Annotated in this window: 19 protein-coding genes; 11 read left to right on the forward strand and 8 right to left on the reverse strand. The window is 40.2% G+C overall.

What is annotated here, in order from left to right; genetic code table 11:
• Positions 1–9 precede the first annotated feature (9 nt).
• The 6 genes from ACFFRD_RS31815 to ACFFRD_RS31840 all read left to right on the forward strand — a co-directional run bounded on the left by ACFFRD_RS31815 (position 10) and on the right by ACFFRD_RS31840 (position 10,786).
• Positions 10–1,146, forward strand: a complete 1,137-nt coding sequence (locus ACFFRD_RS31815; protein WP_392479779.1) for a hypothetical protein — start codon at positions 10–12, stop codon at positions 1,144–1,146.
• Positions 1,147–1,149: 3 nt separating this feature from the next.
• Entirely contained in the window at positions 1,150–4,776 is a 3,627-nt protein-coding gene (locus ACFFRD_RS31820; protein WP_392479781.1) for a hypothetical protein, read from the forward strand.
• Between the two features lie 24 nt (positions 4,777–4,800).
• Complete coding sequence (locus ACFFRD_RS31825; RefSeq protein WP_392479783.1) at positions 4,801–7,770, forward strand: pPIWI_RE module domain-containing protein; 2,970 nt, start codon at positions 4,801–4,803, stop codon at positions 7,768–7,770.
• Between the two features lie 197 nt (positions 7,771–7,967).
• Positions 7,968–10,022, forward strand: a complete 2,055-nt coding sequence (locus ACFFRD_RS31830) for an FAD-dependent oxidoreductase (RefSeq protein WP_392479785.1) — start codon at positions 7,968–7,970, stop codon at positions 10,020–10,022.
• 108 nt (positions 10,023–10,130) lie between these two features.
• Positions 10,131–10,457: an ATP-dependent Clp protease adapter ClpS gene (clpS, locus tag ACFFRD_RS31835; protein ID WP_114081844.1), complete on the forward strand. Its 327-nt coding sequence runs from the start codon at positions 10,131–10,133 to the stop codon at positions 10,455–10,457.
• 5 nt (positions 10,458–10,462) lie between these two features.
• Complete coding sequence (locus ACFFRD_RS31840; protein ID WP_392479787.1) at positions 10,463–10,786, forward strand: DUF2103 domain-containing protein; 324 nt, start codon at positions 10,463–10,465, stop codon at positions 10,784–10,786.
• 20 nt (positions 10,787–10,806) lie between these two features.
• Here the strand turns inward: ACFFRD_RS31840 and ACFFRD_RS31845 are convergent, their stop codons facing one another.
• The 4 genes from ACFFRD_RS31845 to ACFFRD_RS31860 form a co-directional block, all read right to left on the reverse strand.
• The gene (locus tag ACFFRD_RS31845) at positions 10,807–11,127 is read right to left on the reverse strand and encodes a hypothetical protein (RefSeq protein ID WP_114081842.1); all 321 of its coding nucleotides are present in this window, start codon (positions 11,125–11,127) and stop codon (positions 10,807–10,809) included.
• Positions 11,128–11,350: 223 nt separating this feature from the next.
• Complete coding sequence (locus tag ACFFRD_RS31850; protein ID WP_392479790.1) at positions 11,351–11,839, reverse strand: molybdenum cofactor biosynthesis protein MoaE; 489 nt, start codon at positions 11,837–11,839, stop codon at positions 11,351–11,353.
• Between the two features lie 148 nt (positions 11,840–11,987).
• On the reverse strand, positions 11,988–12,416 hold the full coding sequence (locus ACFFRD_RS31855; protein ID WP_392479793.1) for a KTSC domain-containing protein: 429 nt from the start codon (positions 12,414–12,416) through the stop codon (positions 11,988–11,990).
• Between the two features lie 525 nt (positions 12,417–12,941).
• Positions 12,942–14,564, reverse strand: a complete 1,623-nt coding sequence (locus ACFFRD_RS31860; RefSeq protein WP_392479795.1) for a 2-isopropylmalate synthase — start codon at positions 14,562–14,564, stop codon at positions 12,942–12,944.
• Positions 14,565–14,653: 89 nt separating this feature from the next.
• Between ACFFRD_RS31860 and ACFFRD_RS31865 the strand changes: the two genes are divergently transcribed.
• Positions 14,654–15,331, forward strand: a complete 678-nt coding sequence (locus tag ACFFRD_RS31865) for a GntR family transcriptional regulator (protein ID WP_392479797.1) — start codon at positions 14,654–14,656, stop codon at positions 15,329–15,331.
• Positions 15,332–15,522: 191 nt separating this feature from the next.
• A complete protein-coding gene (locus ACFFRD_RS31870; RefSeq protein WP_392479799.1) occupies positions 15,523–15,963 on the forward strand; it encodes a (2Fe-2S) ferredoxin domain-containing protein in 441 nt (146 codons plus the stop codon).
• A 51-nt stretch (positions 15,964–16,014) separates the two neighbouring features.
• Here the strand turns inward: ACFFRD_RS31870 and ACFFRD_RS31875 are convergent, their stop codons facing one another.
• From ACFFRD_RS31875 to ACFFRD_RS31885, 3 genes are all read right to left on the reverse strand, one after another.
• A complete protein-coding gene (locus tag ACFFRD_RS31875; protein ID WP_392479801.1) occupies positions 16,015–16,677 on the reverse strand; it encodes a nuclear transport factor 2 family protein in 663 nt (220 codons plus the stop codon).
• Positions 16,678–17,098: 421 nt separating this feature from the next.
• Positions 17,099–22,522 (reverse strand): AAA family ATPase, encoded by a 5,424-nt coding sequence (locus ACFFRD_RS31880; RefSeq protein WP_392479802.1) that lies wholly within the window; start codon positions 22,520–22,522, stop codon positions 17,099–17,101.
• 172 nt (positions 22,523–22,694) lie between these two features.
• On the reverse strand, positions 22,695–23,234 hold the full coding sequence (locus ACFFRD_RS31885) for a nucleotidyltransferase family protein (RefSeq protein ID WP_392479804.1): 540 nt from the start codon (positions 23,232–23,234) through the stop codon (positions 22,695–22,697).
• A 183-nt stretch (positions 23,235–23,417) separates the two neighbouring features.
• Between ACFFRD_RS31885 and ACFFRD_RS31890 the strand changes: the two genes are divergently transcribed.
• The 3 genes from ACFFRD_RS31890 (at position 23,418) to cobO (ending at position 26,270) form a co-directional block, all read left to right on the forward strand.
• Positions 23,418–24,686 carry a plasmid pRiA4b ORF-3 family protein gene (locus ACFFRD_RS31890; protein ID WP_392479805.1) on the forward strand — a complete coding sequence of 423 codons (1,269 nt, stop codon included), beginning with the start codon at positions 23,418–23,420 and terminating at the stop codon, positions 24,684–24,686.
• A 117-nt stretch (positions 24,687–24,803) separates the two neighbouring features.
• A complete protein-coding gene (locus ACFFRD_RS31895; RefSeq protein ID WP_114081832.1) occupies positions 24,804–25,256 on the forward strand; it encodes a GFA family protein in 453 nt (150 codons plus the stop codon).
• Between the two features lie 336 nt (positions 25,257–25,592).
• Positions 25,593–26,270: a cob(I)yrinic acid a,c-diamide adenosyltransferase gene (cobO, locus tag ACFFRD_RS31900; RefSeq protein WP_174712352.1), complete on the forward strand. Its 678-nt coding sequence runs from the start codon at positions 25,593–25,595 to the stop codon at positions 26,268–26,270.
• 8 nt (positions 26,271–26,278) lie between these two features.
• On the opposite strand, the gene ACFFRD_RS31905 is transcribed toward cobO, so the two are convergent.
• Positions 26,279–26,986: a hypothetical protein gene (locus tag ACFFRD_RS31905; RefSeq protein ID WP_392479807.1), complete on the reverse strand. Its 708-nt coding sequence runs from the start codon at positions 26,984–26,986 to the stop codon at positions 26,279–26,281.
• Positions 26,987–26,995 lie beyond the last annotated feature (9 nt).

A 26,995-nucleotide genomic window follows, 5' to 3' on the forward strand; every position in this document is an offset into this window, starting at 1 on the left:
TTACCTTCAATGGGAAGTAATGAATTTGATAATCTCATCCTTGGTTTAGCAGAGTTTGTCCGTCGAGATGGCAGGTATCCATATCCTGAACTGCTCCGTCATGCTCTTAATAAACTAGCTCTAGAGTTAACTGCTGTAACATACCCACGGACTTTAACTGGTCTTTTAGCATTACTCGAAAAACCTGTAAAAACTTGGTATCCAGGGCGCTTACTGCCAAAAGAGTTTGACTCAGATTTTGGTCTGCTTTATGAATGGGGGTTGAGTGAAGAAGCAAGTCGATATTTATATGAGGAACTACTTGAAAAAACCAAGTTGTCAGAGTTTGCCACCACTTTAACCAAACAAATTGCCATAGAGAATTTCCAGTTTCAGAGAATTTTGGAACGGTTACAAGAACTTTACAACAACGATAGCGATCCTGAGCGTGTTCAGCAGGAGTATGTTTTGCTGCGTCTATTTTTGATTGAGAATCCATACACAACTCCGGCACAGCTTCGCAAAATATTTTCCAAAACTCGACATATTGATATTCAAGAAGTTGGCGAACTCTACGATGAGTGTGAAGAAAATGAGCCTTGTTGGAATTGCGATCGCTGCGGCCCTTTGTTTAAAAAGTATGGAAAGTTACGTGGTATCAAGCCCAGTGCTTGCAACGATCATCGTCAAAATTTGCCGTTTATTCGACAAATCACCTGGAAACAAGGGCTGCGTCGTCTGAAGTTTGGTATCCATTTGCGTATTTGTTTACCGGGTATACCTGAGATGCGCTTATTTAAAGCGTTGGAAGAACTTCAAAGCAAATACTCAGATCAGTTTTGTGCCATCCATCTTTATCCAGGCATTGATCGCTATGACTTACAACTACGCTTTTGTGACCAATCAACCTGGGCTGTGGATATTAAAGATTACCGAAGCCCCTACAATTTAGCACCAAAGCTGACACCTCTATTCGGTGAGGGCGATCTGCGTTATGACGAGAGCTTTTATGTTATTCCCATCCAACGCCTACAACAACGAGAGGACTACCTGGAAATTCTTCGTGAACAGGCGACAAAGCTGCCTAGCAGTACCCATCTTCTGAGTGATGCTGTATTTGAGGAAAGAGTTATCCATAAAATTGAGCAGTTGCGGGAAGGAAAATAGTCCATGAGCCAGATGAGCTTATTTGAAGTACCGACCGAGTTTAAAGACCGCCTCGAACAGTTGAAGGAAGCAGGTTTGGATCGTACTCAAGCTGAATTGTTGCTTCAGGTAGAGCTTGGCTTTGCTCTCATGGAGTATTTGGAACTTGATGATGAGCCAGTCACCGCACCTTGGGCAATCTTGAGTGGAATGCCTTTGAGACATCCACGTTTACAGAGTTTGACTGAGATGGAACGTCGAGCGATCGCTAATACTCGCCAAATAGTTCCCTTTTCTGCCCGTTTCGCTTGGTTAGGAGCATTGCGTTCTTATCTAAGAATTCCTCTAGATTGGCGTAACTATCACGAATTCACTCCGCAAAACTGGGATAGCTATATTATTAATGCTGCCAAAAATCTCCGGCATCAAGTTCATCAAGATTTGTACGAACGTTGTTTAAATAGCAATTTAGATTTTCGGCTTCGCAAAGTTAAACGGGTAGAAGCCAGAACCACTTATCAATTTGAGGCAAAGACAGGAGAAGAGACGGTTATAGTACCAGTAAGATTTACGCAGCAGCAGGTACGAAATGCACAAATACAGCAGTTACCTTGGTTTGCTACAACTCGTTCTCGTACTTCCTTTTCGCTTCGTATTTCAGATTTAGAGCTAGATGCAGCATGGATTGATCGGCGAGAGGAAGCCTTAGCGCGTCAATATGGCTGGGATCAAACTGCAAGAGGACACTGGGTTGAGCGCTTGAGCAAAATTAACTTTCACAAAGTTCAGGAAAACGGAACACTGTTTCCGCAAGAGGAGCAAATTCTTGAGTTAGATGGCTTCACAAACATTGCAGGTATGGTTGCTTCTGGAAAAACCACAGTTTCGCAGTTGTTCAGTGTTAATATTGTGCGGCATGATTGCGATCGCCGCATCACGTTAGTCGTTAGTGATGTGCAATCAGCGATTAAATTAGCAAATCAGATTAACTGGTGGTTTTGTAACGATCCAGAGAATGATGATCCAGTCGCAGTGCCAATCTTGGGGCGCAGTAAACGCGATGCACACCTTCAGAGTTTCTCTGCCTCAAAAGATTATCAAGAACATCGACAACGCGGACAACCTCACTGGGGTGAGCGTTGGCTAGGCACAGCTTGTCCTCTCCAAGGTCAGATTAATAAGGATTTTGTTAGACAATTCTTAGATAACAAAGCACTCAAACCGGGAACTGAACCCTGTCATTCTCTCAAAGAAATACCTAAAAGCGATCGCAGCAAGCGACGTAAAAACCTCGGTTCATCCTATTTGTGTCCATTCTTTGATAAATGCCCATCCCAACAGGTTTATCGTGATATGCCAAATGCTCGTGTTTGGATTACAACTCCTGGCGCGATGGCAATGGCAGGATTACCGCGTCATTTAGACTTGCGCCCGATCAAAGTCGGTGAACTCGTCAACGAACAATCAGATTTTGTGGTCTTCGATGAAATAGAAACAATTAACAAGTGGTTTGATGACACTTATGCTGAGGAGGTGGTTCTGACTGACGGTGGTAATAGCGGCGTTTTTGATGATATTGGCGTGAAAACTGAACAATTCTCAAAAACTAACCGTGTTATGCCCCCATCAACACAACGATGGACTGGCGCAGAACGTGATGCACAAAAAGCTATTACAGCAACATTGACCCTACTCGATAAACAGGTTGGACATCAAGTTCTCCGAAATTGGATCAAACGAGGTTACTTTACACCTAACTCTCTTCTATTCAAATTTGCGCGTCGTCTTGCTGGATTGGAAGAATTTGAACCTTCTGATACATCTGAGGCAGTTTCAAGAGCAAATACTCAACTTATACAGCCTATTGTGCGTTATTTTGATGCACTACTCAACGAGGATGATCCGTTGCGGATGCAGCCTTCATTTAACCCAAACCGAGATCCAGTTTTTCGTCTGGCGCGTCTTATGCAAGAAATCAATAGTACTGGAGAAAGTGCTTCAGATGAGAATATCTACAGAGATTGCAGAGCCTGGATTATCGAATTTTTCCCAAATACAGAACAGTGTTTAGCGCAACTACGAACAGAATTGGAGAATCGCAATCAAAGTTTCCAACAACGGCGACGTTCACCGAATGGGGATGAACCAGATGTAGATACTGTTGAAACGTTGGCTTTTCGCCTCCAATTTGCGCTGACGATCGCTCTTTTAGATCGGCACACTCGAATTGTCTTCTATGAATGGCATAATCGACCCCAATCAATCAACGACGAATCACCGCATGGTCGAATGCCTGCTGCAATGTTGAATATTTTGCCATTGCCTCCCACAGGAAGGCAGTTCGGCACTTATTACTCCAGAGGAAATGACGACAATAAAAGCTCCAGAAATGGCAGCAATAATGCATTGACGTTGTTTGCTTACACCAATATTGGACGCTGCTACATTTTAAACTTCCATCGTTTATTAACAGATTTTAACAGTCAACGTGGCCCCAATGTGCTGGCACTTTCTGGAACATCCTACTTACCGGATTCTACCAGCTTTCACGTTGGTAATCCCCAAGGTGTTTTAATGCCAGAACAGGGGGCGAGAGATGCGATCGCTCAAAGTAATTTCAAATTTCTTCCCCAATTTGACCAAAAGAAAAAACCCCTCCGCATTTCTGGTAGTCCCGAACGGCAGAAAATGGGCTTATTTCAGGAAATAGCGCGATCGCTCGTTGGTACTAACGGTACAGGTCATCTAGGACAAGAACTTAGGGAATTAAAACATCTTGGCGAAAATGATTTAAGTAACCATTGGAGGGATCGCGATCGCCTTCTTCTACTCGTCAACTCCTACGATCAAGCTCGTTGGGCAGCAAACGAAATTCGCAATTGCTGGTCAAGTATGCAGGACGTTGTTTATCACCTAGTTCGTGACAATGTAGATACATATACGGAAGATAACTTTGATGAGCTAGCGAAATTTGTCAAACCACCTGATAAGGGTGCGCTCAATCGTGCAGATATTGAAACTTTTGGGCAAACTAAAGGAAAGATTCTTGTTGCTCCGATGAATGCGATCGGGCGTGGTTTCAATATTTTGAATGCCAACGGTAAAGCCGCATTTGGTGCTGTTTACTTTCTGACTCGTCCATATCCACACCCACATGATACACAGGCGATCGCCCAAGAAATGAACCGTCGCGCTTTAGATTGGGCGGATAAAGCAGACTTTCTCGCATGGCAACAAGGAGACGGAATTGTACAACGTGCTGAAAAGGTGCGCCAACTAGCGGCGCGTTACTGGCGATCGATTGAACAACGTTCTTACTATAAAACCCTGCGCGATAATCAGGAATTACTTGCTTTTCCACGGTTCGATCTTGCTGCAACTACGGCTGGATTAGTTATTCAAGCCGTTGGTCGTCTTTTGCGTGGAGGTGTTCCATTTCGTGGTTATTTTATCGATGCGGCTTGGGCACCCAAGAGTGCTGCGAAGATAGCTGATCCAGAATTCTCTGAACTTGATACAGAAAAGACAAGTCTTCTGGTTGCCATGCTTCTACGAATCTGCGACTACGCCAGCGAGGAAAACACAGTAGGAAATGCGCTTTACAAGCCTTTAGCCGATGCACTGGAAGGCATCAAAGACCTACATTGGTAAATTTTTTGTATAAAGGAATTCATAATGCCTAAAAAAGACGTGCAACCTCCTATTCTCTTACCTGCCAGAATGAATCTTGCAGAAGATGCTCTTACAGATTTGGAAATTGCGGTACTTGAGTTTCCATTTGCAAAAATTGTTGCGGACTTTCGTAACAGTATGGAAGAAGTGCTCTCAGCTAATCGTAAAAAAAAGGTCTGGATACCATATCGACAGTTAAATAATGGATTGCTTGCCTGTGCATCAACATTGACACATGGTTTTGAATACTTTGATACAAGTGATTATCGAGCTTTAGCTGTAGGAACAGTTGAAAATCCGTTGCGAGTTCCAACACCTGAGCAAATACATGAGTTAGTGATTATTTGGGCGCAGGAGTGGGCAAAGCAATTTGATGGTAAGGGGAAAGCAGATCAGGTGAATAGTGTTTGCGATCGCTTCCTTCAAAACATGGCCATAGTTCCTACTAATTGGAATTGGCAACCGATTACTCCAAAAACGCTCATTCAAAACATCAATGCCGAAAAAGGACTGGGATACCAAGCAATTCCTAGTTTTTTGGCAACGTTACTACATGGAAAAAAGTGTGTTATTCGCTCCGGGCAGAGAGAGCAAGAAATTCAGTGGCGCAAGGTACAAGGCGATGGCTCAGGTCGTACTGGACTATTCTTAGTAAGTCAAGCATTTCCGGCACTGTATACAGATGACTATGGCAACGAAAGGGAAGGTTATTTTGTCTATCGCTTAGATTTTCGCGTTCAGACTCAAGCAGGGCGATTCAACCAAAATGGCAAGCTTCAACCGTGGATTTTTTTGCATTTAAGTTGCCAACGATATGCTCATGAGCCATTAATCGAAACTAATTATGCTCGTGACATCTCTGTACTGATGGGAATGAATGAGGAACGTTTATCTGGTTACGAAGTAGATTCAACTTTAATCCGTCTTACCATTGAGAACAATGGAAGAGAAGATAGTAATCTGTGGAAATTTCAATTACCAAATTTGTTAGCTGCATTCAAAGCGCGTCCCCTTGAAACAACCGATAACATTTTTTGCAACCCTTCTAGATACGGCAATTTAGATAATCATCCTAACATGAATAGAGATGAATATTATTTAGTTCATGCTGAAGGATACAAGTATGAACATGAAAACCATAAAAGAGGACATAGTATTAAACCAGGATTTAGTTTACAGGAACGTGGTGATATCGTTGCTCAAGTATTAGAACTTTTAAACGGTGTTTTGATACCTGATGATCCAATGCAATCTGATATTCCTGCTCCATCTGGTCAAAAAACACCCTTGGCGATGCGTGATTACGAATATATTTCTCAACCTCCAAGTTTTACAAAACAACAAAAAGAAAAGCTGACTGAAAAAGAAATTAGGCAACGTGTAAATAACCGTCGTCAAGAAAGACAAACGATCATTGCTGATGCTATTAAGCGGGCATTGCAAGGAAAACCCACACATCTTTTTATTCTGTGGCGCGAACGAGATACCTATGATGTAACTTGCCAGACATTGCGTGATGCTTTCCTGCTCAATGAAGGAGAAGATTTTCCAGAGCATGTCAAAGTATCATCTGTGTGGATTGATGATCCAAATCTTTTGAAACGCCTCGATACAGCCGAACTTGTACCTAAAGATGGTCAAGAGTTTGATAAACAAATACGCAAGCAGCATCAAATGAAACTTGATGCATGGCGCGACTTTTTGAAACATAAGGTTATTGCTTCAATTGACTCTACTACTAAGCCTTACTGTTTTGCGATCGTTGAAATTGGACAAACGAAAAAGAAGGGAGTTCATCCTAAACAAAGCATCTATAGAGTTGTTCGTGAAGCTTGTGTGTTAGAAAAAATCGGTTCCCAAATGGTGCAAACAGTTAAACCAAAATCATCTGACAAAGAAGATGAAAGCACAGATACATCGCCGTCTTACAGTAAGAAGACAGAAGGACGTATTCTAAATGCTGTACTGGATGTAACCCTACGCCAGGTTGGGGCACTCTATGGACTGCCCTCAGAAGTCTATGAACGGGCAGGAATACCCAAGGAAATCGCTCAAAATCTAGATGTAATTGCCCTTTGTCGCCGAAAATCTACTCAAGGTCAAGAGAATATTCACTATGCCTTAGCTGTTCGTCTGCGGGCAAATGGTGCAGTTGATGTGTTATTTCCCGATCGCAACAATTGGATCCCTTATGCACAGGCGGGGATTGAACTGGGACAGATTTTCTCACGGGTACGGTGCGATCGCAATTACAAAACAGTTCAGTTAAAGGGAATAGAACTTGCAAAATTTGCGGCGGATGTACTAACCCAAGTGGGCGATTGTCCTACTATTGCCTTAATAGAAGCAGATGTATGGCGTAACGAGCGTGGTGAAGAAAACGGAGGTCAAGCTTGGTTCCAGCTAAAAAATGAATATCTCCTTGCAAAACGGAATATCTTAGACTTCCAACACGTTCCCAGTCATGCTTGTGTATATCCTCGTGACCATAACCAACTTAGGAACCTGCTGGGAATAATTCGCTTCCGCACTGGCGACGAGACAACTCAATACATTACTAATCGCCAAGCTTGGAATGAGAATTCTCCAGCACGAGATTTAATTCACTTAAGTGGTTTTTACGATACTTCTGTACCTAAGTTGCTCCATTACTTCTCAATTGGAAGATTACCGAAAACACAGAAAGCCCAAGATACCTCAACAGCACGCGAACTCTATATGCTCGATTCTCAAGATGACGAATACGGTGTAAATATTGCATTCAAGCACCAGCAGATGTTAGAAATGCTTCCCTTCTTCATTCGTTCAGATTTTCAAAAAACAGAAGAAAGTCTAAAATCACTTTGCCGAGTGCCACACTACTTACAAATCTCACCAGCGTGGTCTATGGGTAATATTCATTCACCATATCCAATGCATTTAGGCAAACAACTAATAAAAGATCACTTATGCATTCTTGGTATAGAAGTCTGAATCAATATTTCTTATAGATGAGAAAAAAAGTACTTAGAACTCAGCTTTAATAAATTCAGGTAAATTTAGCTGACATACTGAGTCTTTTAGGTATAAAAATTGTATTTAAATATATTTACTCTTATAAACTTGTGATGATCATTTCTCGGATGCTACCTTCTACAAGGTGACACAGGATTTGGAGCGGTTTTTTAACCATGAAGCACAGACACAAAGTAGCTTATAGCTTAATATCGCTGATCGGTCTCAATTTCATATCTAGCTTAGTTGTATTTGATCCCGCGATCGCAGCACCAACGTCAAAGGCGATCGCTACACTACCAAGAACCCCAGATAAAAGTGTGAACTGCGAGATTTTAGTTGTGGGTGGTGGACTATCTGGTGTCGCCACAGCTTACGAAGGTTTGCTAGCAGGACGAACGGTTTGTCTGACGGAAATTACTGACTGGCTGGGAGGACAAATTTCTTCTCAAGGGACATCTGCGTTAGACGAACGCCCAACCCAACGGGCTCTCAAATTCTATTCTCGCGGCTACCTAGAATTGCGAAACCGCATTGGGCGCAAATACGGTAAACTTAACCCCGGTGATTGTTGGGTAAGTGACTCCTGCTTTCTTCCCCGCGATGCTCACGCCATTTTGACCGATATGCTCAAAGATGCCGAAAAGCAGGGTAAAGGGAAGTTGCAATGGTTTCCCAACACGGTAATTAAGGATTTGGAAATTGCTGCTGATGGCAAAATAATTAATAGTGCGATCGCTATCCAACATCAACCACCAAAAGGCGCACCACCTCTCAATACCTTTACTTTATCTCAAAGTATTGAAGATTCTTATAGTTACGAAAACTCTTCTCGATTTACTAAAACTATTCTCCGTTTTCTCCCCAAGGAAGCGAAAGGGGATGCTCCGAAGTGGTACGTCGTCGATGCCAGCGAAACTGGAGAAATTATTGCCCTTGCTGATGTTCCCTATCGATTAGGCATTGATGCCCGTTCTTACCTAGAACCCTCTTCTTCTAGCACAAATAACGACCCTTATTGCCCTCAAGGATTTACCTACACCTTTGCAATGGAGGCAACTAAGGAACCGCAACCGCAGACGATGCCCCCATTCTATTTACAATATGCGCCATATTTTAGCTATGAATTAACGCGACTGGCTAACTTTGATTTAGTTTTCACCTATCGTCGCATTTGGAGTCCAAACAAAGGGAAACCAGCAAAATTTGGAGGTGTAAGTTTTGATGCTTCTACACCAGGGGATATTTCTATGCAAAACTGGACTTGGGGTAACGACTACCGCCCTGGAACAGCCCAAGATAACCTGATTTACAGTCGCCAACAGTTACAAAGTACTGGGCAGTTAAACCCAGGGGGCTGGATGGGAGGATTGCGGACAGAAACCCTCCGTAAAGCTGAGGAAAATGCTCTCTCATTCTATTACTGGTTAGTAGCTGGAACTACAGATTCCCAACTGGGGGAGGGTGTAAAGCAGCAGCAAACCAATAACCGCTTTGTTTCTGGGTTAAATTCCCCGATGGGAACAGTGCATGGTTTATCAAAATATCCCTATATGCGCGAAGGACGGCGCATCATTGGCCGCCCCAGTTGGGGACAACCTGGTGGCTTTGGTATTTGGGAAATTGATATTTCTCGCCGAGATTACAATGATCAGTATTACTCCAAGACTCTGCCAGAAGATATGTATCGGAGGCTAAGAGCAGCAGTTGCAGGTTTGGAAGCAATATCAGTAATTGATGGTAAAGTCCCACCAGACAAAGCAATGCGACGGACTCGTTCTACCATCTTCCCCGATGCTGTGGGTATTGGTCACTATGCTATAGATTTCCATCCTTGTATGGCAAATAGTCCCCCAGAAGCCCCTGGTAATACAGAACGTCCAGGTGAAAGGCGTGGTGCAGGCCAAGCTTATCCCTTCCAAATCGCTCTCAGAGCGATGATTCCCCAGAAAATTGATAATTTACTAGTAGGAGGGAAAAGCATTGCTACTAGTCATATTGCTGCTGCTGCCTATCGAGTTCATTCCTTTGAATGGTCGTCTGGCGCAGCTGCGGGAACTGTTGCTAGTTTTGCCATCAAAAATGCGATCGCACCCTACCAACTAGTCGATAACTTACCCAAACAAGAGCCACAACTCGAAGCACTCAAACGGCTTTTGCAACAAAATGGCAACCCCACCGCTTTCCCTGATACATCCATTTTTAACGAAAACTGGGATAATTGGCGGTAGATAGTCATTGGTCATTTGTCATTGGTCATTTGTTAAAACAAAGGACAAATGACAATGTACTAAACTAGTTACTTGTAGTTTTGTAAAATCTTATTGACCAATTGTTATATGGTTACGAACCTTTCAGCAGATGTTTACGGGATGACCACAGCACCAACTATAACTCCTGAACGGTCTAGTCAAGTTACCCGTAAGACTTATCCAAATTACAAAGTGATTGTATTAAATGATGATTTTAATACATTCCAGCATGTGGCTGAATGTTTGATGAAATATATTCCGGGAATGAGTGGCGATCGCGCGTGGGATCTGACTAATCAGGTACACTATGAAGGTCAAGCGATCGTTTGGGTCGGCCCTCAAGAACCTGCGGAACTTTATCACCAGCAGCTGCGCCGAGCAGGTTTGACAATGGCACCTCTAGAAGCAGCTTAATTATTATGGGCAAACCCACCGCAGATCCGCTCCGGGCGGCTTCACAAAAAGCTGCCAGACTGGTTTGGAATCATTCAACACACCTTTCTGGTCTGATCCCAATTTTAGAACGTCTTTGTCAGCAGGATGGCATCCAAACGGTAACGCCGGGAGTGATTGGGCGGGCAAGAGGTCATTGTCCAAAAATGCAACTGCGTATCTCAGTACCGATTCGCGGCGGCTATAAAGTAATTGCACGGCAGGGGAAGACGGTACAAGAAGTGTTTATTTTAACTCCTTTGGAGCAGTCAGAACTGGAAACGGCATTAGCGATCGCAATGAAATCTTGATCGTTCCCCACGCCCAATGTCTATTCTTCAACGCGGTGGACTGCAAATTTGTGTAGTGGCAGACTAACAATACACGAAAAAGTTAAGAAATATGACAGAGCGGTAGTTATTTTCAAAGTCATAACTACAGATCCCCATTCGGGTAAAATCATTTTCTCTATGCCAAAAGCTACACAGTAAACTAGCCAATAAGTAAAGCTCATTCTAAACAGAATTACTTCTGTTTCTTCCACGTCACTTTTTTGTTGCTTACTGTCCCACAGTAACACCAGTCCAACAATGCAAGCTACAAAGGAAACAGCAACTACAAATTCGTGACAAAATATATTTAACGAATGCATTTGTGTTTATTCCCACATTTTTCAGTTAAAGATCAGTCTAAAGGAATATTCCTTGGGGAAATACAAATTATTTACAAACCTCAATAGAGAAATGTAGTTTTTGTAAACAAATGCAACAAAAATTGTTGTTTTGCGAATATAAATACTGAGTAAAACTATTCACGTAGGGGCAATTCATGAATTGCCCCTACGTGAATAAGGCACAGCCTTACATAGGATTAGTCTAAGAACAATTTTCTGCTAACTGTTCGCAAGCACCGATACTTACCCAGCGACTAGAACCATCTTCCCAATGTTCTTTCTTCCATATAGGTGCATTGTGTTTCAGGGTATCAATAGCATACTGACAAGCTTCAAATGCCTCACTCCGATGAGGACAACCTACTGCTACTAAAACGCTAATTTCTCCAACTTGCAAACGTCCGGTGCGATGATGAATCACTACCCGATTTACATCAGACGTAGATAAGCGAATATCAGCAGCAATTTGATAAAATATCCGCAATGCCATAGGTTCATAAGCTTGATACTCTAGAGCAATTACAGGTTTACCATCAGTTTGATTGCGAACTACGCCACTCATCAGAACCACAGCACCGTTGGCTGGATCGTCAGACTTGGCATAGATTTCTTCAAGAGACAATGGTGCAAAGCTAATGGCAAAACTATCTTCGGCTTTTGGTTTAACAGCAGAAACAAGTGTAGTCGTCATAACTGCGTTTGATTATGTGGGCTTTCTCTATTGTCTCTGAAGAAAATACCACTGGTGTATGATCTTGTTGCTCTTGTTTATGCTTTGGGTGACAACAAGAATTTTTTACACTCGATCGCGTACCAATTGAAAACCCTACACGCAGTTATTAGTCAATAGTATAATCTGCATTATCTAGACGATCGCAGTCATATCTGCCTTTAATCTCTTGATTGAAAAAGCTGCCAACTGAATCAGAGGCGTGTAAATCTTCCCAGGTATCCTCGTCTACGCCTAAGTACTGGTAAACAGATCCACTTTGAAACTCAACTTGCAAAATTTGTTCGTCGCGATCGTATCCTACAGCGATCGCCATTGATGAGCTAACTGGTAGCATAGCTATTGGTTCTTCTTCAAAGGGTAATGCAGGCGTTTGGGCGATTGCCTCGTTCAATTCTTGCAATCCTTCATAAGCTTGTATCGGTGCTGGAATTTCCAAAAACTCTAGTTCGTCACCTCGATCTAGCAACAACTGCAAATATCCATCAGAGTGAGCGATCGCTACTAAACTGCTCAAGTCTACCTTAGATAGCCTCATTAATTTTGCTCTCCTGTTGGCGCAATCGGGAGTGTTAAAGTTTTATGCAACAATTAAGTGCTTTAATAGTACAAATATACTACTAAGCTTTTTTGATGTCAAGTTTTTTCGTCAAGGGAGAATTAGTCTTACTACGCAAAAGTACCCTTCTCCCAGCCAGAGAGGGAAAGATTTGAACTATTGCCCCCATCCATCCATATAGCCATCACTGATGTGGAAATACTCACGATTAGGCTAAGGCAAATGGCTTGTTTGAGTCACCTTAGTACAACATTTCATTAAATTTGGTAATTCCAATAAATGCGTCGCTGTGCAATGTTGATGTATCCCTTTGCAATGCTAATGCATCCCTTTGCAACGCCAATGCGCCGCTATGCAATGTTAATGTATCCCTGTGCAATACCAATGCGCTAAAATTTTATACAAAAATGTACTTATCTTATGCAACCAAAACCCTTGTAGAGACGTAAAATTTTACATCTCTACATCAACTATTCATGCTTGTATTCAGCAACGCATCTGAATCTACCCAGACACAACAGCAGAGTTTATTTCATGGAAATGGGATCTCTCTGTTTGCAAATAACGATAAAGACGATTTAGGGCGTTGATATGAGCGTAAGCTGCGGCTACCACGATATCAGTATCAGATGCTTGACCAGAGAATATCCGCTCTTGATGCTTCAAGCGAACTGTCACAGTTCCTAGTGCATCAATTCCTTCAGTCACAGATTGGACAGAAAACTCAATTAGTTGATTGGGAATCTGTACCAATCGATTAATTACTTGATACACCGCATCCACTGGGCCAGTGCCGACACTCGCATCTGTGAGGATTTTGCCATCGGGGGTAACAATTGTAATGGTTGCAGTTGGACAAGTGCAGTCACCACAAATTACCTGAACGTGTTCGATTTGGAAGCTACTTTCTACTTGCATCTGCGTTTCATCTCGAACGATCGCTTCTAAATCCCAATCTGAGACTTCTTTTTTCTTATCAGCGACTTCCTTGAACCGATTGAAGGCTTTATTCAAATCCGCCTCGTTTAATTCAAAACCCAATTCCTTGAGCCTGGTACGGAAAGCATTCCTTCCAGAGTGCTTGCCCAAAACAATGCGATTTTCTGGCAAACCGATCGCAGCAGCTTCCATAATTTCATAAGTTTCGCGGTGCTTGATAATCCCATCTTGGTGAATACCAGACTCATGGGCGAAAGCGTTTGCTCCCACGATCGCCTTATTAGGCTGAATCAGCATCCCAGTTAATTGGGAAACCAAAGATGAGGTTTTATAAATCTCCTGAGTCTTAATATTAGTCAGGGGTGTATCGGCATCAACCGGACGACCAAAGTAAGGGTTGAAAAATGGTTTGCGAACCTGCAACGCCATTACAATCTCTTCTAAGGCTGCATTACCTGCTCGTTCCCCAATGCCATTAATAGTACATTCCACCTGACGCACACCATATTCAATTGCTGCCAAAGCGTTAGCTGTCGCCAAACCCAAATCATTTTGAGTGTGAATGGAAAGAATCACCCCATTGATATTAGGAACATTTTCCCGAATTCCCTGAATCAGATTTCCGATTTCCTTGGGTGTACAGTAACCAACGGTATCAGGAATATTGATTGTAGTTGCACCTGCTGCGATCGCCATCTCCAAAACTTCATAAAGAAACTCTGGCTCAGTGCGGCTAGCATCCATTGGTGAAAATTCTACATCGTCTACAAACAACTTAGCATAGGCAATCATTTCTGATGCGATCGCTAATACTTCGCTACGAGACTTTTTCAATTGATATTTCAGGTGAATATCAGAGGTAGAAATCATCGTGTGGATTCTGGGACGATCTGCGCCCTTCAAGGCTTCGGCGGCAGCGTGAATATCCTGGCGAATCGCTCTAGCTAAACTGCAAATGATTGGCCCACCAGGTATTCCAACTTGTTCAGCAATGGTTTTGACAGCTTGAAAATCTCCCGGACTAGCAACGGCAAAACCTGCTTCAATCACATCGACACCAAGGAGAGCTAGTTGATGAGCGATCGCCAGCTTTTCTTCTACATTGAGGGTTGCGCCCGGTGACTGTTCGCCATCCCGTAGCGTGGTGTCGAAGATGATAACTCGGTCTGGTTGAGATGCGATGCTCATAATTGTCTCCCGTGGTATTGAAGGGATGTTTAAAAAACTTACTTTGGATATTGTATACAATCTTTTCTATTTTGTATACAATATCCAATATGAACTTAAATGACTTAGCAGCCAATGTGCTGCAACAACGCAGTACCCCAGATTTAATTGCCGATGCTTTGCGGGAAGCGATTCTGCGCGGCATTTTTCAAGAAGGACAATCTCTGAGACAGGATGAAATCGCCACTCAGTTTGGAGTTAGTCGTATTCCCGTGCGTGAAGCACTCAAGCAGCTAGAAGCAGAAGGACTGGTAACACTGCATCTAAATCGTGGTGCGATCGTATCGGTGTTGACAGCACAAGAGGCGCAAGAAATTTGTGAAATTCGCAGCGCCTTAGAAGTGAAAGCGATGCAGTTGGCAATACCCAAGTTCAAGGAAACAGATATAGAAAAAGCTGCTGTGATTCTAGAAGCGACAGACCAAGCAACTGATGCAGGTATGTTGGCAAAACTCAACTGGGAATTCCATGCGACGCTGTACGCCACTGCTGAACGTCCCAGGTTGTTGGGGATGATTAAAACTTTACACGTTAATTGCGATCGCTATGTTCGCGTACAATTAGCGCAGATGGATTACCAAGAGCGATCGCAAAAAGAACACTATCAACTCTTAGATGCTTGTCAAAAGCAGGATACAAAAGCTGCTGTCAGGTTGTTAAAACGACACATCGACACTGCCGGAGAACAGCTAATTGCATATTTACAGCAAATTGCTCAGAAACGCTGATTCTTGTTGGAACTAGATGATCTATTAGAACAGACTAAACGGGAAAATTACACTATCCTGTTCAACAAACCTCTTTCAGCCTTTAATTCAAGTTCAACTCTATCCCTCTCGTCTCGAAGAGGGGCGGTTTTACGTAGCAAAACCAGGGAGATGTCTTTTTAAGTTGTTCAGAGAAATAAATAGGATAGTCAATGAAAAAACTGATCCGGCGTATTAAGAGATTGCTCCAACGTATCTTCAAGAGATTTACATCCACTTCTGAGCAGACATCGCCCTTAATAAATTCTCGCCCTTTAGAAACTTCTATTCCCAGCGTTTCTCCCCGATGGGAGTCTGGTTTGGTGCTTGTGTGTTCACAATGTACAAACGAGCAATCAGGCTCAACGGCTTCCGAAGACTTAGAGAATTGGTTAAAATCTCGTTTAAAAATTGAGGGATTATGGGGTGAATTTCGGGTGGTTAGCACCAGTTGTTTAGGAGTTTGCCCAAAAGCTGGTATTACTGTCGTTATTGTAAGTAATGGAAGTGGTGGTAATAGTCCATGTTTAATTGTAAATCCTCGGAGCGATGTCTACGACGGGCTACGCCTACGCGAAGTTCTTTACTCCTACATCAAACAGAATAAAAAGTAAAAAGTATTCTCTACTTTTTACTTTTTATTTTTGCCTTATCGCTGTAAAAAATTATTTATTGAAACCAGACATTTTTGGTCTTACAAATGTAGCTGATGAATTACTGCTTCGGGCATTAGCATTTGAAGAATCAACTGTCGGTGAACTGAGATTCAAGAAATCGATGAGTTTGAGAGTACGTTTACGAATTTTCCAGCGCCCATTTATATTGACAACTTGATCTTCATAAGTGCCATTAGCGACATCAATGCTAGTTTCCGAGCGCTTGTGAGTCGCATGGAGATAAGAAGTCATCACTGCTTTATTATTCTCAAGTGAAATGTTGATCGTACCCATCAAATGTTGGGTAGCTGTATAACCATTCCCTTGAAATACTGAATAGACAAAATCTGCCCAAGAATCTGTCCCATAGTTTGTTTGAGTTGTTCCATCAGGAAAAATGGCCGTTAGGACTGCATCTTGAGTAAAACAATCCCGATAAATATTTTTTCCTTCTAGGAGATTTCCTCTACCAATGGCATCAGTTCCCAGGGCGTAACAGGATGTTAACTTTTGAATTTCTAATTCTGCATTAGGTTGAGTTGCACTTGCTAGTTCAAACCTACCTCCAATAAACAGCACAAGAATAACTGCAAGCACAATCAAGCTAATCTGATTTAACAAAAACGAGATAGCCTTTGGAACTATCCGCCCACCTTCTCTTCTTTTTTCCACAGGATAACCACCTTAATTTTTACGATTTTCGCATCTTGTAACTTCCTGCAAACTTAATTTACGGCTGATATAGGCTGATAAAAACTAGACTAAAATTCTTGCATATTTTAGTTAGAGTTTATTTTTATATCAGTTAGTAAATGAGAAAGATAGTACAAGATTTGATGTCTACAATTAGTTATTATGATAGCAGGCAATACGTAAAGTTTTAAGTGCTAAATTAGACCAGTTTTATGTTGATTTGGTTAAGTAATTATTTTACCAGTTGCATAGTTTTTAACCGCAAAATAACCTTTACTTTAGCAAGCTTAAAAAAGAGAATGTAATGAATTATTCCTGACAAATAAAATACCCGAATTATCAAATAATTCGAGTATCGGTTGCTATAGCTTTCCTAATCTATCTCTATCATGAGAGATTATTATCCCAAAACTGGAATAGAAATTATAAATTCTGTTCCTTGTCCCAAGACTGATTCACAAATCAAACTTCCACTATGATTTTCTATTATAATTTGGCGACTAATAGATAATCCTAATCCTGTACCTTTTCCTACGCATTTGGTTGTAAATAGATTTTCAAATATACAAGATTTAACTTCTTCTGACATTCCTTTAGCGTTATCTTGAATCTTAATTGTCAGATTGTTATTCTCTTCTATCTTAGTTAAGATAGTAATAATATTTGGATAGCTTTCTTGAACTTCCATAAAACTACGACCGATATTTGCTTCTTCTAAAGCATCAATTGCATTTGCAATAATATTCATAAACACCTGATTCAATTGTCCTAAATAACATTTCACTAATGGAATATTTCCATACTCCTTAATGACTTGAATCGCTGGACGGTTATGATCGGCTTTCAAACGATGCTGTAAAATCAACAAAGTACTATCAATACCTTCGTGGATATTAGCTAATACTTTAGAGGTAGTATCAGCGCGTGAAAAAGTACGGAGAGAAGTACTAATGTTGCGAATGCGCTGTGTTCCTACCGTCATACCATCAATCATTTTGGGTAAATCTTTTAGTAGAAAATCTATATCTATTTCTTCGGCTTTTTCTTCAATTTCAGCACCAGGATTCGGGAATTTTTCTCGGTATAGTTGCAGATAGCCTATTAAATCATTAACAGTATCTTTTGCTTGGGCGATACTACCTGTAATAAAACCAACTGGATTGTTGATTTCATGTGCTACACCTGCAACCAAATTTCCTAAAGAAGACATTTTTTCACTTTGAATAAGTTGTAGTTGTGCCTCTTGTAAATCTTTGATTGACTGTTCTAATTCTCTAGATTTGTCTTGTTCTCTTGTGTACAAACGGGCATTTTGTATGGCAATAGCCATTTGAGAAACCAAGACTTTTAATACCTCTATTCTTTCTGTAACAAAAGCTCCTGATGACAACTGATTTTCTAAATAAATAATCCCTGTAAGCTGTGATTGGTAAATTATGGGCAAGCAAAAGATTGATTTTATTTTAGATTCCTGAATATAAATATCAAGGTTAAACGGTTCTGTATTTATTGCATCATTCAACACAAGATATTGCTGAGTGCGAAAAACGTAATTAATCACAGAGAGCGGTAAATCCTGATAAGTTTCAACCGTAATAGAGGGTAAAACTGTCACTACATTGACGGTAGCATTTCCAGAAGCTTCGATATATAGTTGATTATCTTTGAGTAGGAGTAGTACTGCTTTTTGTGCGGCAGCATTTTCTAGTAAAATCTTGATGAGCTTGCTCAACAAATTCTCTAAAACAATTTCATTGGTAATCGCTTGCGAAAACTTGATGAATGTATTAAAGTCTAAAAAATCGCTTAAGCTACTACTATTCGTAGTTGTGGTAGTGGTGAGGTGAATTGTATCTATTTTGGAAGTAGTAGTTTCTACAGTAGTAGTTTGTCCTACTAGAAAAGTATATTTTGATTCCAAGTATTTAACTTTAGCGATCGCACCCCAACGAATACAAGCATAATAAGCTTTAGTTATATAGGTTTGATGAATTAACTCTTTACCTAGAGATTGATAAAATTTTCCTGCTAACTCATAAGCTAAAGCTTCTTCTTGGAGAAAACCATTCTCTTGAGATTTGGCAATAGAATTTTCATAGTAGTCCATTGCTTCCAGCTTTTGACCCAAAATCCGGCACCGTTCTGCCTCCACGAGATAAAATCTATGTAAGTGATTTGTCGGAGCATGAGTAGCCCAGAGTTCCATTTTTTGCTGATTAGCTTGGACTTTTTCTAGAATAGCTTGCCTCTGTGACTCTTTAGCAGTATGATATATAGCCAAGTGTGCTAAAGAATCGTAGAAATAGAACAGTGGAACAACAAACAACCCTGTGACACCACCTAAAGATTTTTCTGCGATCGCAGCATTTTCTACAGCTTTAAAATACTCTCCAAATATGTAAGAGAGCATTAGTTTATTGACAAATAAATGATTAATTGTGTAAAGATCATTTACTTGCTGATGAATTGGCAGCATACTTTGCTCGTCGTAAGCTTCTCCAATTAAACAGTCTACATTTTCGTAATTTTCTTTCAAATTTAAAACTGTTTGTAAATATACTAAATTCCAAGTTAAAGCTACTTGCTGATTGATTTTTTTCAGCGATTCACAGTAAGCTATTAATTCCTTTTCTAAAACCCAAAGTTCCTTGCCCAACCAAAAGGAATGATAGGGATAAATGTAACCACAATAGCCAGCATATTCTAAATCTCCGGTTTCTAGACCACTAGCATATCCAGACATTGATGATGTTAATGTCTCCCTAACATGCTCTTTCCAGTGCATAACATGAGCGCTAACAACCGTTAGAATCTTAGCTTTGAGTTCTTCAGCATGAAATTGTGACACCAAACTAGAAGCTAATTTACCAAATTCATAGCCAGAATTAATTTCTCCTTGAACTCCACAGAGAAGTAAGCCATAAAGACTATAACCATAGCCAGATACAGCCGTATTCCCATAGTTTAAGGACAAATTAACCATTTTACAGACAATAATTGGCATCATTACAGGAGCAGTTTGAAAAGCCGCAGGGAGAACTCCCATTAAGATTTTCATGGCTGCAATCTTGTTCGGATCAGACATTAATGGTAAGTTAATTAAATCTGCAATGGCTTTCCCTTTCAAACAAACAGCAATATCATCCATCCCCTGCTGAATATCAGTTGATGTCGGTTCATCTGGAAAACTTATTCCTAACAACTTTAGAATTGATACTGCTATCTGAATGGCTTCCAGTTGTTTGCTTTGAATGATAGAAGCGATAATCTGTACTTCATAGACTTTCACTTTATCTAGAAGGATTTTGGCTTCTTGCTGAACCACCTCAGCCCATTGCTGCATCTGCTCAAAATTACCGCCCAGATAGGCTGCTTCTGCGGCTCCTTCATATAAACATAAAGTTAAGGTATATTCAGTTTGCCAAGCGTCTATACTTAAAAGTTCTATCCCATTTGTAAAGTACTTAAGTGCAGCTTCATAAGCTGTAGAAGCTTTAGCTTTTCGCCCTGCAATTAAGTTTAATCGTGCCAATTCAGTTTTATCAGATTGTTCTATTAGGTTAACAATACCTACATTCAACTGATTAACTATATCAAAAATATTAGCTTCTATTTCCTCCTTTGGGATATTTTGTAGAAGCAATTGTCCAATTTTTGAATGAGTAGATTTCTTGAGTTCTTCTGGAATCAGCGAATATGCTGCTTGTTGTACTCTATCATGCAAGAACTTGTAACCCACTCGTGAAGTGTCTAAATTTAAATTAACCGCTTCTTCTTGATTAAAAACTAAAGGAATACGGTAAGCTTCACTTAAAGGTAGAATTAATCCCGCTTGCAAAGCTGAGTGTAAATCATTGGCTGTCAAGGAAGGTGATTTTTCATTGACTATCGATAAAACATCAAGACTAAATCTGTCACCGACACAAGCTGCTAATTTTAAAACATCTTGGGTAGATTTTGGTAGCTTCTCAACTCTGCTGGCAACTAGCTCAACTACATTTTTGTCGGTAATTCCAATTGTTTGAATATCCTTTAAACTCCATTGCCATTGGGCCTGAATAAAGTCAAATTTCAAAAGTTCTTCTTGATGAAGTGCTTGAATAAGTTGTGTGAGAAAAAATGGATTTCCACCTGTTTTATTAGAAATTAATTCAGCTAGCTGGATAATCTTATCGCTAAAAGTTCTGTATTCAGAATCAGGATTAATATCTGCTTCTTGTAAAGTTTCTGCAACTAGTTGAGTCACATTCTCTAAATTCAAAGCTTGCAACACAATGTTATTAACAACTGTGCCAGCATTCTTAATCTCTTCTATTTTTTGAATTAAAGGATGTGCTGCATTAACTTCATTATCCCTATATGCACCAATAAATAATAGATGTTTGCTGTCATTATCAGTTACAAGTAGTTGGATTAAATTCAATGTGGCTGAATCTGCCCATTGCAAATCATCTAAAAATATGACTAAGGGATGTTCTTTTTGGGTAAAAACTTGGATAAATTCTTTAAAAACTCGATTGAATCGGTTTTGTGATTCTGTTGCACCAATTTGGGCAACATCTGGCTGTGTACCAATAATTAATTCTACTTCTGGAATTACGTCAGTAATGACTTTACCATTTGTTCCTAAAGCTGATAATATTTTTTCACGCCAGGTTTCTATTTTTTCATTATTCTCTGTCAGTAAATACCGCATTAAATAAGCAAAAGCTTGAATTAAAGAAGCATAAGGTATATTTCGTTTTAATTGGTCGAATTTACCAGAAATAAAGTAACCTTGTCTGCGAGTAATGGGTTTATTAACTTCGTTAACTAAAACTGATTTACCAATACCTGAATAACCAGAAACTAGCATCATCTCACTAGTTCCAGATGTAACGCGTTCAAATGCAGCTAGCAGTTCATTAACTTGGCTTTCACGACCATATAATTTTTGAGGAATTAATAACTGGCTTAAGACATCCAAACGACCTGGAACAAAATCAGTAATTATACCCTGAGATTTTAACTGGTTAAGACATAACTCTAAGTCTGCTAATAATCCTATAGAACTTTGATATCTGTCTTCAGCATTTTTCGCCATCAACTTCAGCACAATTTCTGAGATGGCGTTAGGAAGTGTTGGATTTAATAACTGTGGATTTATCGGTTGAACAGCAATATGACTATAAACTAGTTCTAAGGGGTCTTGACTAAAAAATGGTGTTTTCTCGGTGAGCATTTCATATAAAGTCACACCGAGAGAATAAAAGTCAGTACGATAATCAAGAATACGATTCATTCTCCCTGTTTGTTCAGGAGACATGTAGGCAAGTGTACCTTCAACGCAGTTAGGGTTATTAAATTGGGGATTTTCCTTATTGAGGCGGGAGGCTATACCAAAGTCAGTGAGTTTAACAATACCTGTCTGGGAGTTAACAATTATGTTGCTAGGCTTGATATCTTTATGAATAATCTGGTGTTTATGTAAATAATCTAAAGCTTTAGTCAGTTGAATAGCAATATTTAAATGGTTAATTAAGTCAAGTTTTTCTGTCTGAAGAATTTGGGCTAAAGATTGACCACCAAAGTCTTCTAACAACAGTCCCACTCGGTTAGCAAAGGTTTCTAGACTAATGGCTTTAACTATGTTGGGATGGTCTAAACCTTGCTGAATTTGATACTCATTTTTCAGGCGAGTAAAGGCTTCGAGAGTAGGATATTCATTTTTAAGCAACTTGAGGATAACTCGCTGTTGCGTTTTTGGCATTTGTGTTTGATAAATAATTGTTTGAATTCCTTCGTGGAGAGTTGAGTTGATTGGGTATCCAGTACGATTTGGCATTGATTTTTGCCTATAAACTTACAAAATTAGTACTACCCCTCGTCTTGTCATAAAAGGGGTTCTACTTTAATTATTCCCAGTGGTAGAAAATTATTAACATTGTGATTCCGTATTCAAGGGTTATAAATTGAAACGCGATTATTCCCTTGTAACGGAAAAGCTACTCTAACTTTTACGCCAAACGCAGATTAGGACACTTCTGCAAGAATCCAGATGCCTTATTGTGAGCATCAATATTATGAGTATGTGCTGGTGTAGGTCTAATAATTCCATCAAACAGGTCATCTAATCCGTAGGGAGTGAAAAACTGCCATTGGCCTTGTGTATCTAGTCTAACTCCGACAGCAGTAGCAGTGTGCAGCCACTCTGCGATCGCATCTTCTGTACTAGTGTAAGGTCTGCTACCAAACCGCCAACGAGCAAAACTGGCTTGATTTTTGACATCAAACTCGTCATGAGGAAATTGTTCTGTGAGAGTCGCCTTTGCTGCTAGTTCTTGAGAACGATTTCCTTGTATATCAAAGAATGCAATATCAAAATCTTTAATACCTAACCCACAGTCATTGCCAAAAATCGAAGACCAAACAGTGTTTCGGACTGCACCACCGGCTAACCACCAGTTAGGTAGATTTAGTTGAGCGATCGCAGGTAATACTGTATTAATAGGTGTATCAGCTAAAATCATCTGTAGACGGTGAGTGTTACTATTCATATCAAACTCCTGGGATTGTCAACTAGAAGATGAGAATATTATCATTCACATCTCATTAAGCTTACGGTCTTGATAAACCTACTATGACACTTATAGGGTCAGGGTTTATTAGGATAATTTTGGTACTCATCGTATAAAGAACACAAGGTTAAATTGTGAATTGAGAATTTATAATTTTTATTTATGGAAGATTTATTTGCGCGACTAGAACGCACACTCAATCCTGAACTACCTTCCTTAACAGAGTCACAACAACAACTCTTGCAAGAACTCAGTATTGATGAAAATCAACCCGGTACAATTTTGCGTGATTTTCAAACTCTGATAGATTTATTACAACCGAATGGAGTGGAAGTTAGTAGTGTTAATAATCTTCTACCACTGAAAGTACTATCAGAATTGAATTCTCTGTTAAGTCACCCAATTGAAACTAAACTCAAACGCCCTGTACAGAAATCATACCCTTACATTAATGGACTATATCTGCTATTACGCAGTTCTGGGATAGCCCAAATTAGATCCCAAGGGAAGAAACAGATTTTAGTTTTAGACGCAGCAACTTTGCAATCATGGTCAAACCTGAATTTAACAGAACGCTATTTCAATTTATTAGAAGCCTGGTTGATTTGGGGAAATAACGAAATCTTAGGTGAACATCAAGATTCATTGGGGAATTTATTTAGATGTATTCAACTTTGGCCCCGTGTCCCAGATAAAGGTTTAAAATTTACTAAATATGAAGACCAAACCAATATTAGTTATTACCCTGGGTTGCATAATGTTGCCCTATTAGAGTTATTTGGATTTTTATCTATTAAACATGGAAAGCCAACAGAAGGCAAAGGATGGCGCATTACTAGTTTACAATGCTTGCCATTTGGTGATGCTATGTTGCAATTCCTTTTTCCATTGGGTATACGAGGAGAATTACAGGATGATGTAAATGTAACTTTTGGGAAATTACAGTCATATTTTCAACCCTTTTTTCCAGAATGGGAGCATAATTTACTTGTTCCCAAGCAAGGCTTTACTGACGGGATTTATATTTTCAAAGTATCCCTTTCTAAGGCTTGGCGACGCATTGCCATACCAGCCAAAAAACCATTAAGCTGGCTAGCAGAGACAATTCTTGATGCTTTTGACTTTGATTACGATCACCTGTACGAGTTTAGTTATAAAGACCATTTTGGTCGCATTATAAAAATCGGTCATGCCTATATGGAAACACCCCCATTTGCCGACGAAGTGCAGATTGGTGATGTGTCTCTAGAACCGGGTGATAAAATGACCTATCTTTATGATTTTGGTGATAACTGGAAATTTGATGTGCAGTTAGAAGCGATTAATCCACCTGATAACAAAATCAAAAAACCAAAAATTTTAGAAGTTCACGGAAATGCACCTCAACAGTATTGGAGTGAGGATGATGAATCGGATGAAGATGAAGGATGAAGAGGATTTAGAGAATCGTGTTCATAAGTCTTCTGTTTGTGTCTACTAAAACCCGCTATAAGATTGAGATAGTTTTAGTTACAATAAAGCAACACAAATTGTCAGGAGATAAAACTTGTGATTCCATATACTGGAGGTTGTCAATGTGGACAGATTCGTTATGAAATTCATGCCCAACCTTTAACCCTTTACCTATGCCACTGCAAGGAGTGTCAGAAACAATCGTCTAGTGCCTTTGGTATGTCTCTTACAGTACTACGAGATGCGGTTGTAATTGTTCAGGGAAAACCGAAAGCTTGGACTCGTAAAAATGATAGCGGACGTGAAGTAAATAACCTATTTTGTGGCGACTGCGGAACGCGATTGTTCCATGAAAGGACTTATAAAACTGATACTATCAATGTCAAAGCTGGAACCTTAGATGATACAAGTTGGTTACGCCCAGTAGGTAACATTTGGACACGCAGTGCCCAGTCATGGGTGATAATTTCAGATCAGTTACTCAACTATGATGGACAACCAGAGGATACGCAGCCTTTATGGGAAAAATGGAAACAACAACATCCATAAATGCTCCTGATATTAGACATCATAGCTCCTAACACTTAAAGCATCTAACTCATAATTTTACTAAAGGAGATAATCAGAAACTTTTTTTGTTAAAATGCTTTAATGAACATATTAAATTATTTAAAACAGTAATAGTAAACTCAAATTATAAGTTCAATTTGTGTATCATAGATATTTCCACTTGTCTGCAAATCATTAATAAAGCTAACATACTATTAATATTTCACATGAAAACTTACTGGACATTTCCAATCAAGTAATTTAAGTGAAATTGGATAAGTAAGAAGATTTTGGTTCATTCCCAACACTTTTAACAGTTATTTCTAGACAAGCTTAATGAAAAACGATACACCACAAGAATTAAACCAAGATCAAGAAATTGGGCGCTTGATTGATGAGGTAATGTCTTCATCTCTGACTGATGAACAGTACCGCAAAAAAATGCAGCGACGCAAAGAAGTGCAAGACAAGCGCATAGCAGAAGCTGTACCAGAAAAAGGGTTAATTATTGTAAATACTGGTAATGGTAAAGGTAAAACCACTGCGGCTTTGGGGATGGTGTTACGATCACTAGGTCACGGCTATAAAGTAGCAATCATCCAATTTATTAAGGGAAGCTGGGAACCTTCAGAAAAAAGGGTTTTCAGCTATTGGGAAGACCAGATAGAATTTCATGCAATGGGCGAAGGCTTCACTTGGGAAACTCAAGACCGCGATCGCGATCTTGACAAAGCTAGCGCCGCCTGGGAAAAATCATTAGAATACATCCGCAACCCAGATTTTCATCTGGTATTGTTGGACGAAATTAACATCGCCCTCAAAATGGCTTATTTACCATTAGAGGACGTTTTGGCGGGTTTGGCGCAAAAACCAGCTAACAAGCACGTTATTCTCACAGGCAGAGGCGCACCGGCTGGTTTAATTGAGCGTGCTGACCTCGTAACCGAAATGACCTTAATTAAGCACCCTTTCCGCGATCAAGGCGTAAAAGCGCAACCAGGAATTGAGTATTAACTTAACGATTATTTGCACATTTGCAACGTGCGGCGATCGCTAGCTGTGATGGAATTTAATTGATAAAAGTCTTGCAGAGCCACTGAGTAAGGATAACTGCTGAACTCATCTTCACTGACTTTAGGTAGTTTGCTGTTTGCAGCTACCTGATTTGATCGAGGAGTACTGGCTTCATTTGACGAACTATTAACCGTCATCGCCAACTCTCCTGACTTGTTGAGCGTACCTTGAAAACAATTAAATTCTGATTGGGGCATATACAATGCACCAGTTATCTTGTCCTGCTGCTTTTGAAATATGATGTAACCTTGACCAAGCTGGTTTGATTTTGGCGATTGACCATAGAGATAAACCCCATCTTTGACAGGAAAATTCACTTTTGGTAAACTTTCTGTACCTTTTGTAGCTCCCTGAGAATCTGGAACCAGCGCTGTGGTTTTAGGGAGTGTTTTTCCGCTCTGATGTACAAAAATCCCTCTCTCTCCAGCAGATGCTCTTAGCTGACTTCTCTGCTCTCTAACTTTTCTTAGCTGCGACAAAAGGGAGTTTTCGGAGGTTGTGGTTTTTTGAATCTGAGCCGATGATAATGGAGAATCTGTAATCGGTACGACTTGAGTCTGCTTGCCTATAAAGCCCAAACCGAGAAGTAAGCCTAAGCCCGCTAGGGAAATTCCCCACTGGCGGGGAGATAAGAACTGATAAAGGTTGTTAAGCACCCTACTTCT

The organism is Nostoc sp. C110 (assembly GCF_043099725.1).
Classification (GTDB): Bacteria; Cyanobacteriota; Cyanobacteriia; order Cyanobacteriales; family Nostocaceae; genus Nostoc; species Nostoc muscorum_A.

What these genes read in the sequence shown, in the direction of transcription:
- ACFFRD_RS31815 (WP_392479779.1), top strand. Translation starts at nt 10, where the DNA reads ATGGGAAGTAATGAATTTGATAATCTCATCCTTGGTTTAGCAGAGTTT.
- ACFFRD_RS31820 (WP_392479781.1), top strand. Translation starts at nt 1,150, where the DNA reads ATGAGCCAGATGAGCTTATTTGAAGTACCGACCGAGTTTAAAGACCGC.
- ACFFRD_RS31825 (WP_392479783.1), top strand. Translation starts at nt 4,801, where the DNA reads ATGCCTAAAAAAGACGTGCAACCTCCTATTCTCTTACCTGCCAGAATG.
- ACFFRD_RS31830 (WP_392479785.1), top strand. Translation starts at nt 7,968, where the DNA reads ATGAAGCACAGACACAAAGTAGCTTATAGCTTAATATCGCTGATCGGT.
- clpS (WP_114081844.1), top strand. Translation starts at nt 10,131, where the DNA reads ATGGTTACGAACCTTTCAGCAGATGTTTACGGGATGACCACAGCACCA.
- ACFFRD_RS31840 (WP_392479787.1), top strand. Translation starts at nt 10,463, where the DNA reads ATGGGCAAACCCACCGCAGATCCGCTCCGGGCGGCTTCACAAAAAGCT.
- ACFFRD_RS31845 (WP_114081842.1), bottom strand. Translation starts at nt 11,127, where the DNA reads ATGCATTCGTTAAATATATTTTGTCACGAATTTGTAGTTGCTGTTTCC.
- ACFFRD_RS31850 (WP_392479790.1), bottom strand. Translation starts at nt 11,839, where the DNA reads ATGACGACTACACTTGTTTCTGCTGTTAAACCAAAAGCCGAAGATAGT.
- ACFFRD_RS31855 (WP_392479793.1), bottom strand. Translation starts at nt 12,416, where the DNA reads ATGAGGCTATCTAAGGTAGACTTGAGCAGTTTAGTAGCGATCGCTCAC.
- ACFFRD_RS31860 (WP_392479795.1), bottom strand. Translation starts at nt 14,564, where the DNA reads ATGAGCATCGCATCTCAACCAGACCGAGTTATCATCTTCGACACCACG.
- ACFFRD_RS31865 (WP_392479797.1), top strand. Translation starts at nt 14,654, where the DNA reads ATGAACTTAAATGACTTAGCAGCCAATGTGCTGCAACAACGCAGTACC.
- ACFFRD_RS31870 (WP_392479799.1), top strand. Translation starts at nt 15,523, where the DNA reads ATGAAAAAACTGATCCGGCGTATTAAGAGATTGCTCCAACGTATCTTC.
- ACFFRD_RS31880 (WP_392479802.1), bottom strand. Translation starts at nt 22,522, where the DNA reads ATGCCAAATCGTACTGGATACCCAATCAACTCAACTCTCCACGAAGGA.
- ACFFRD_RS31885 (WP_392479804.1), bottom strand. Translation starts at nt 23,234, where the DNA reads ATGAATAGTAACACTCACCGTCTACAGATGATTTTAGCTGATACACCT.
- ACFFRD_RS31890 (WP_392479805.1), top strand. Translation starts at nt 23,418, where the DNA reads ATGGAAGATTTATTTGCGCGACTAGAACGCACACTCAATCCTGAACTA.
- cobO (WP_174712352.1), top strand. Translation starts at nt 25,593, where the DNA reads ATGAAAAACGATACACCACAAGAATTAAACCAAGATCAAGAAATTGGG.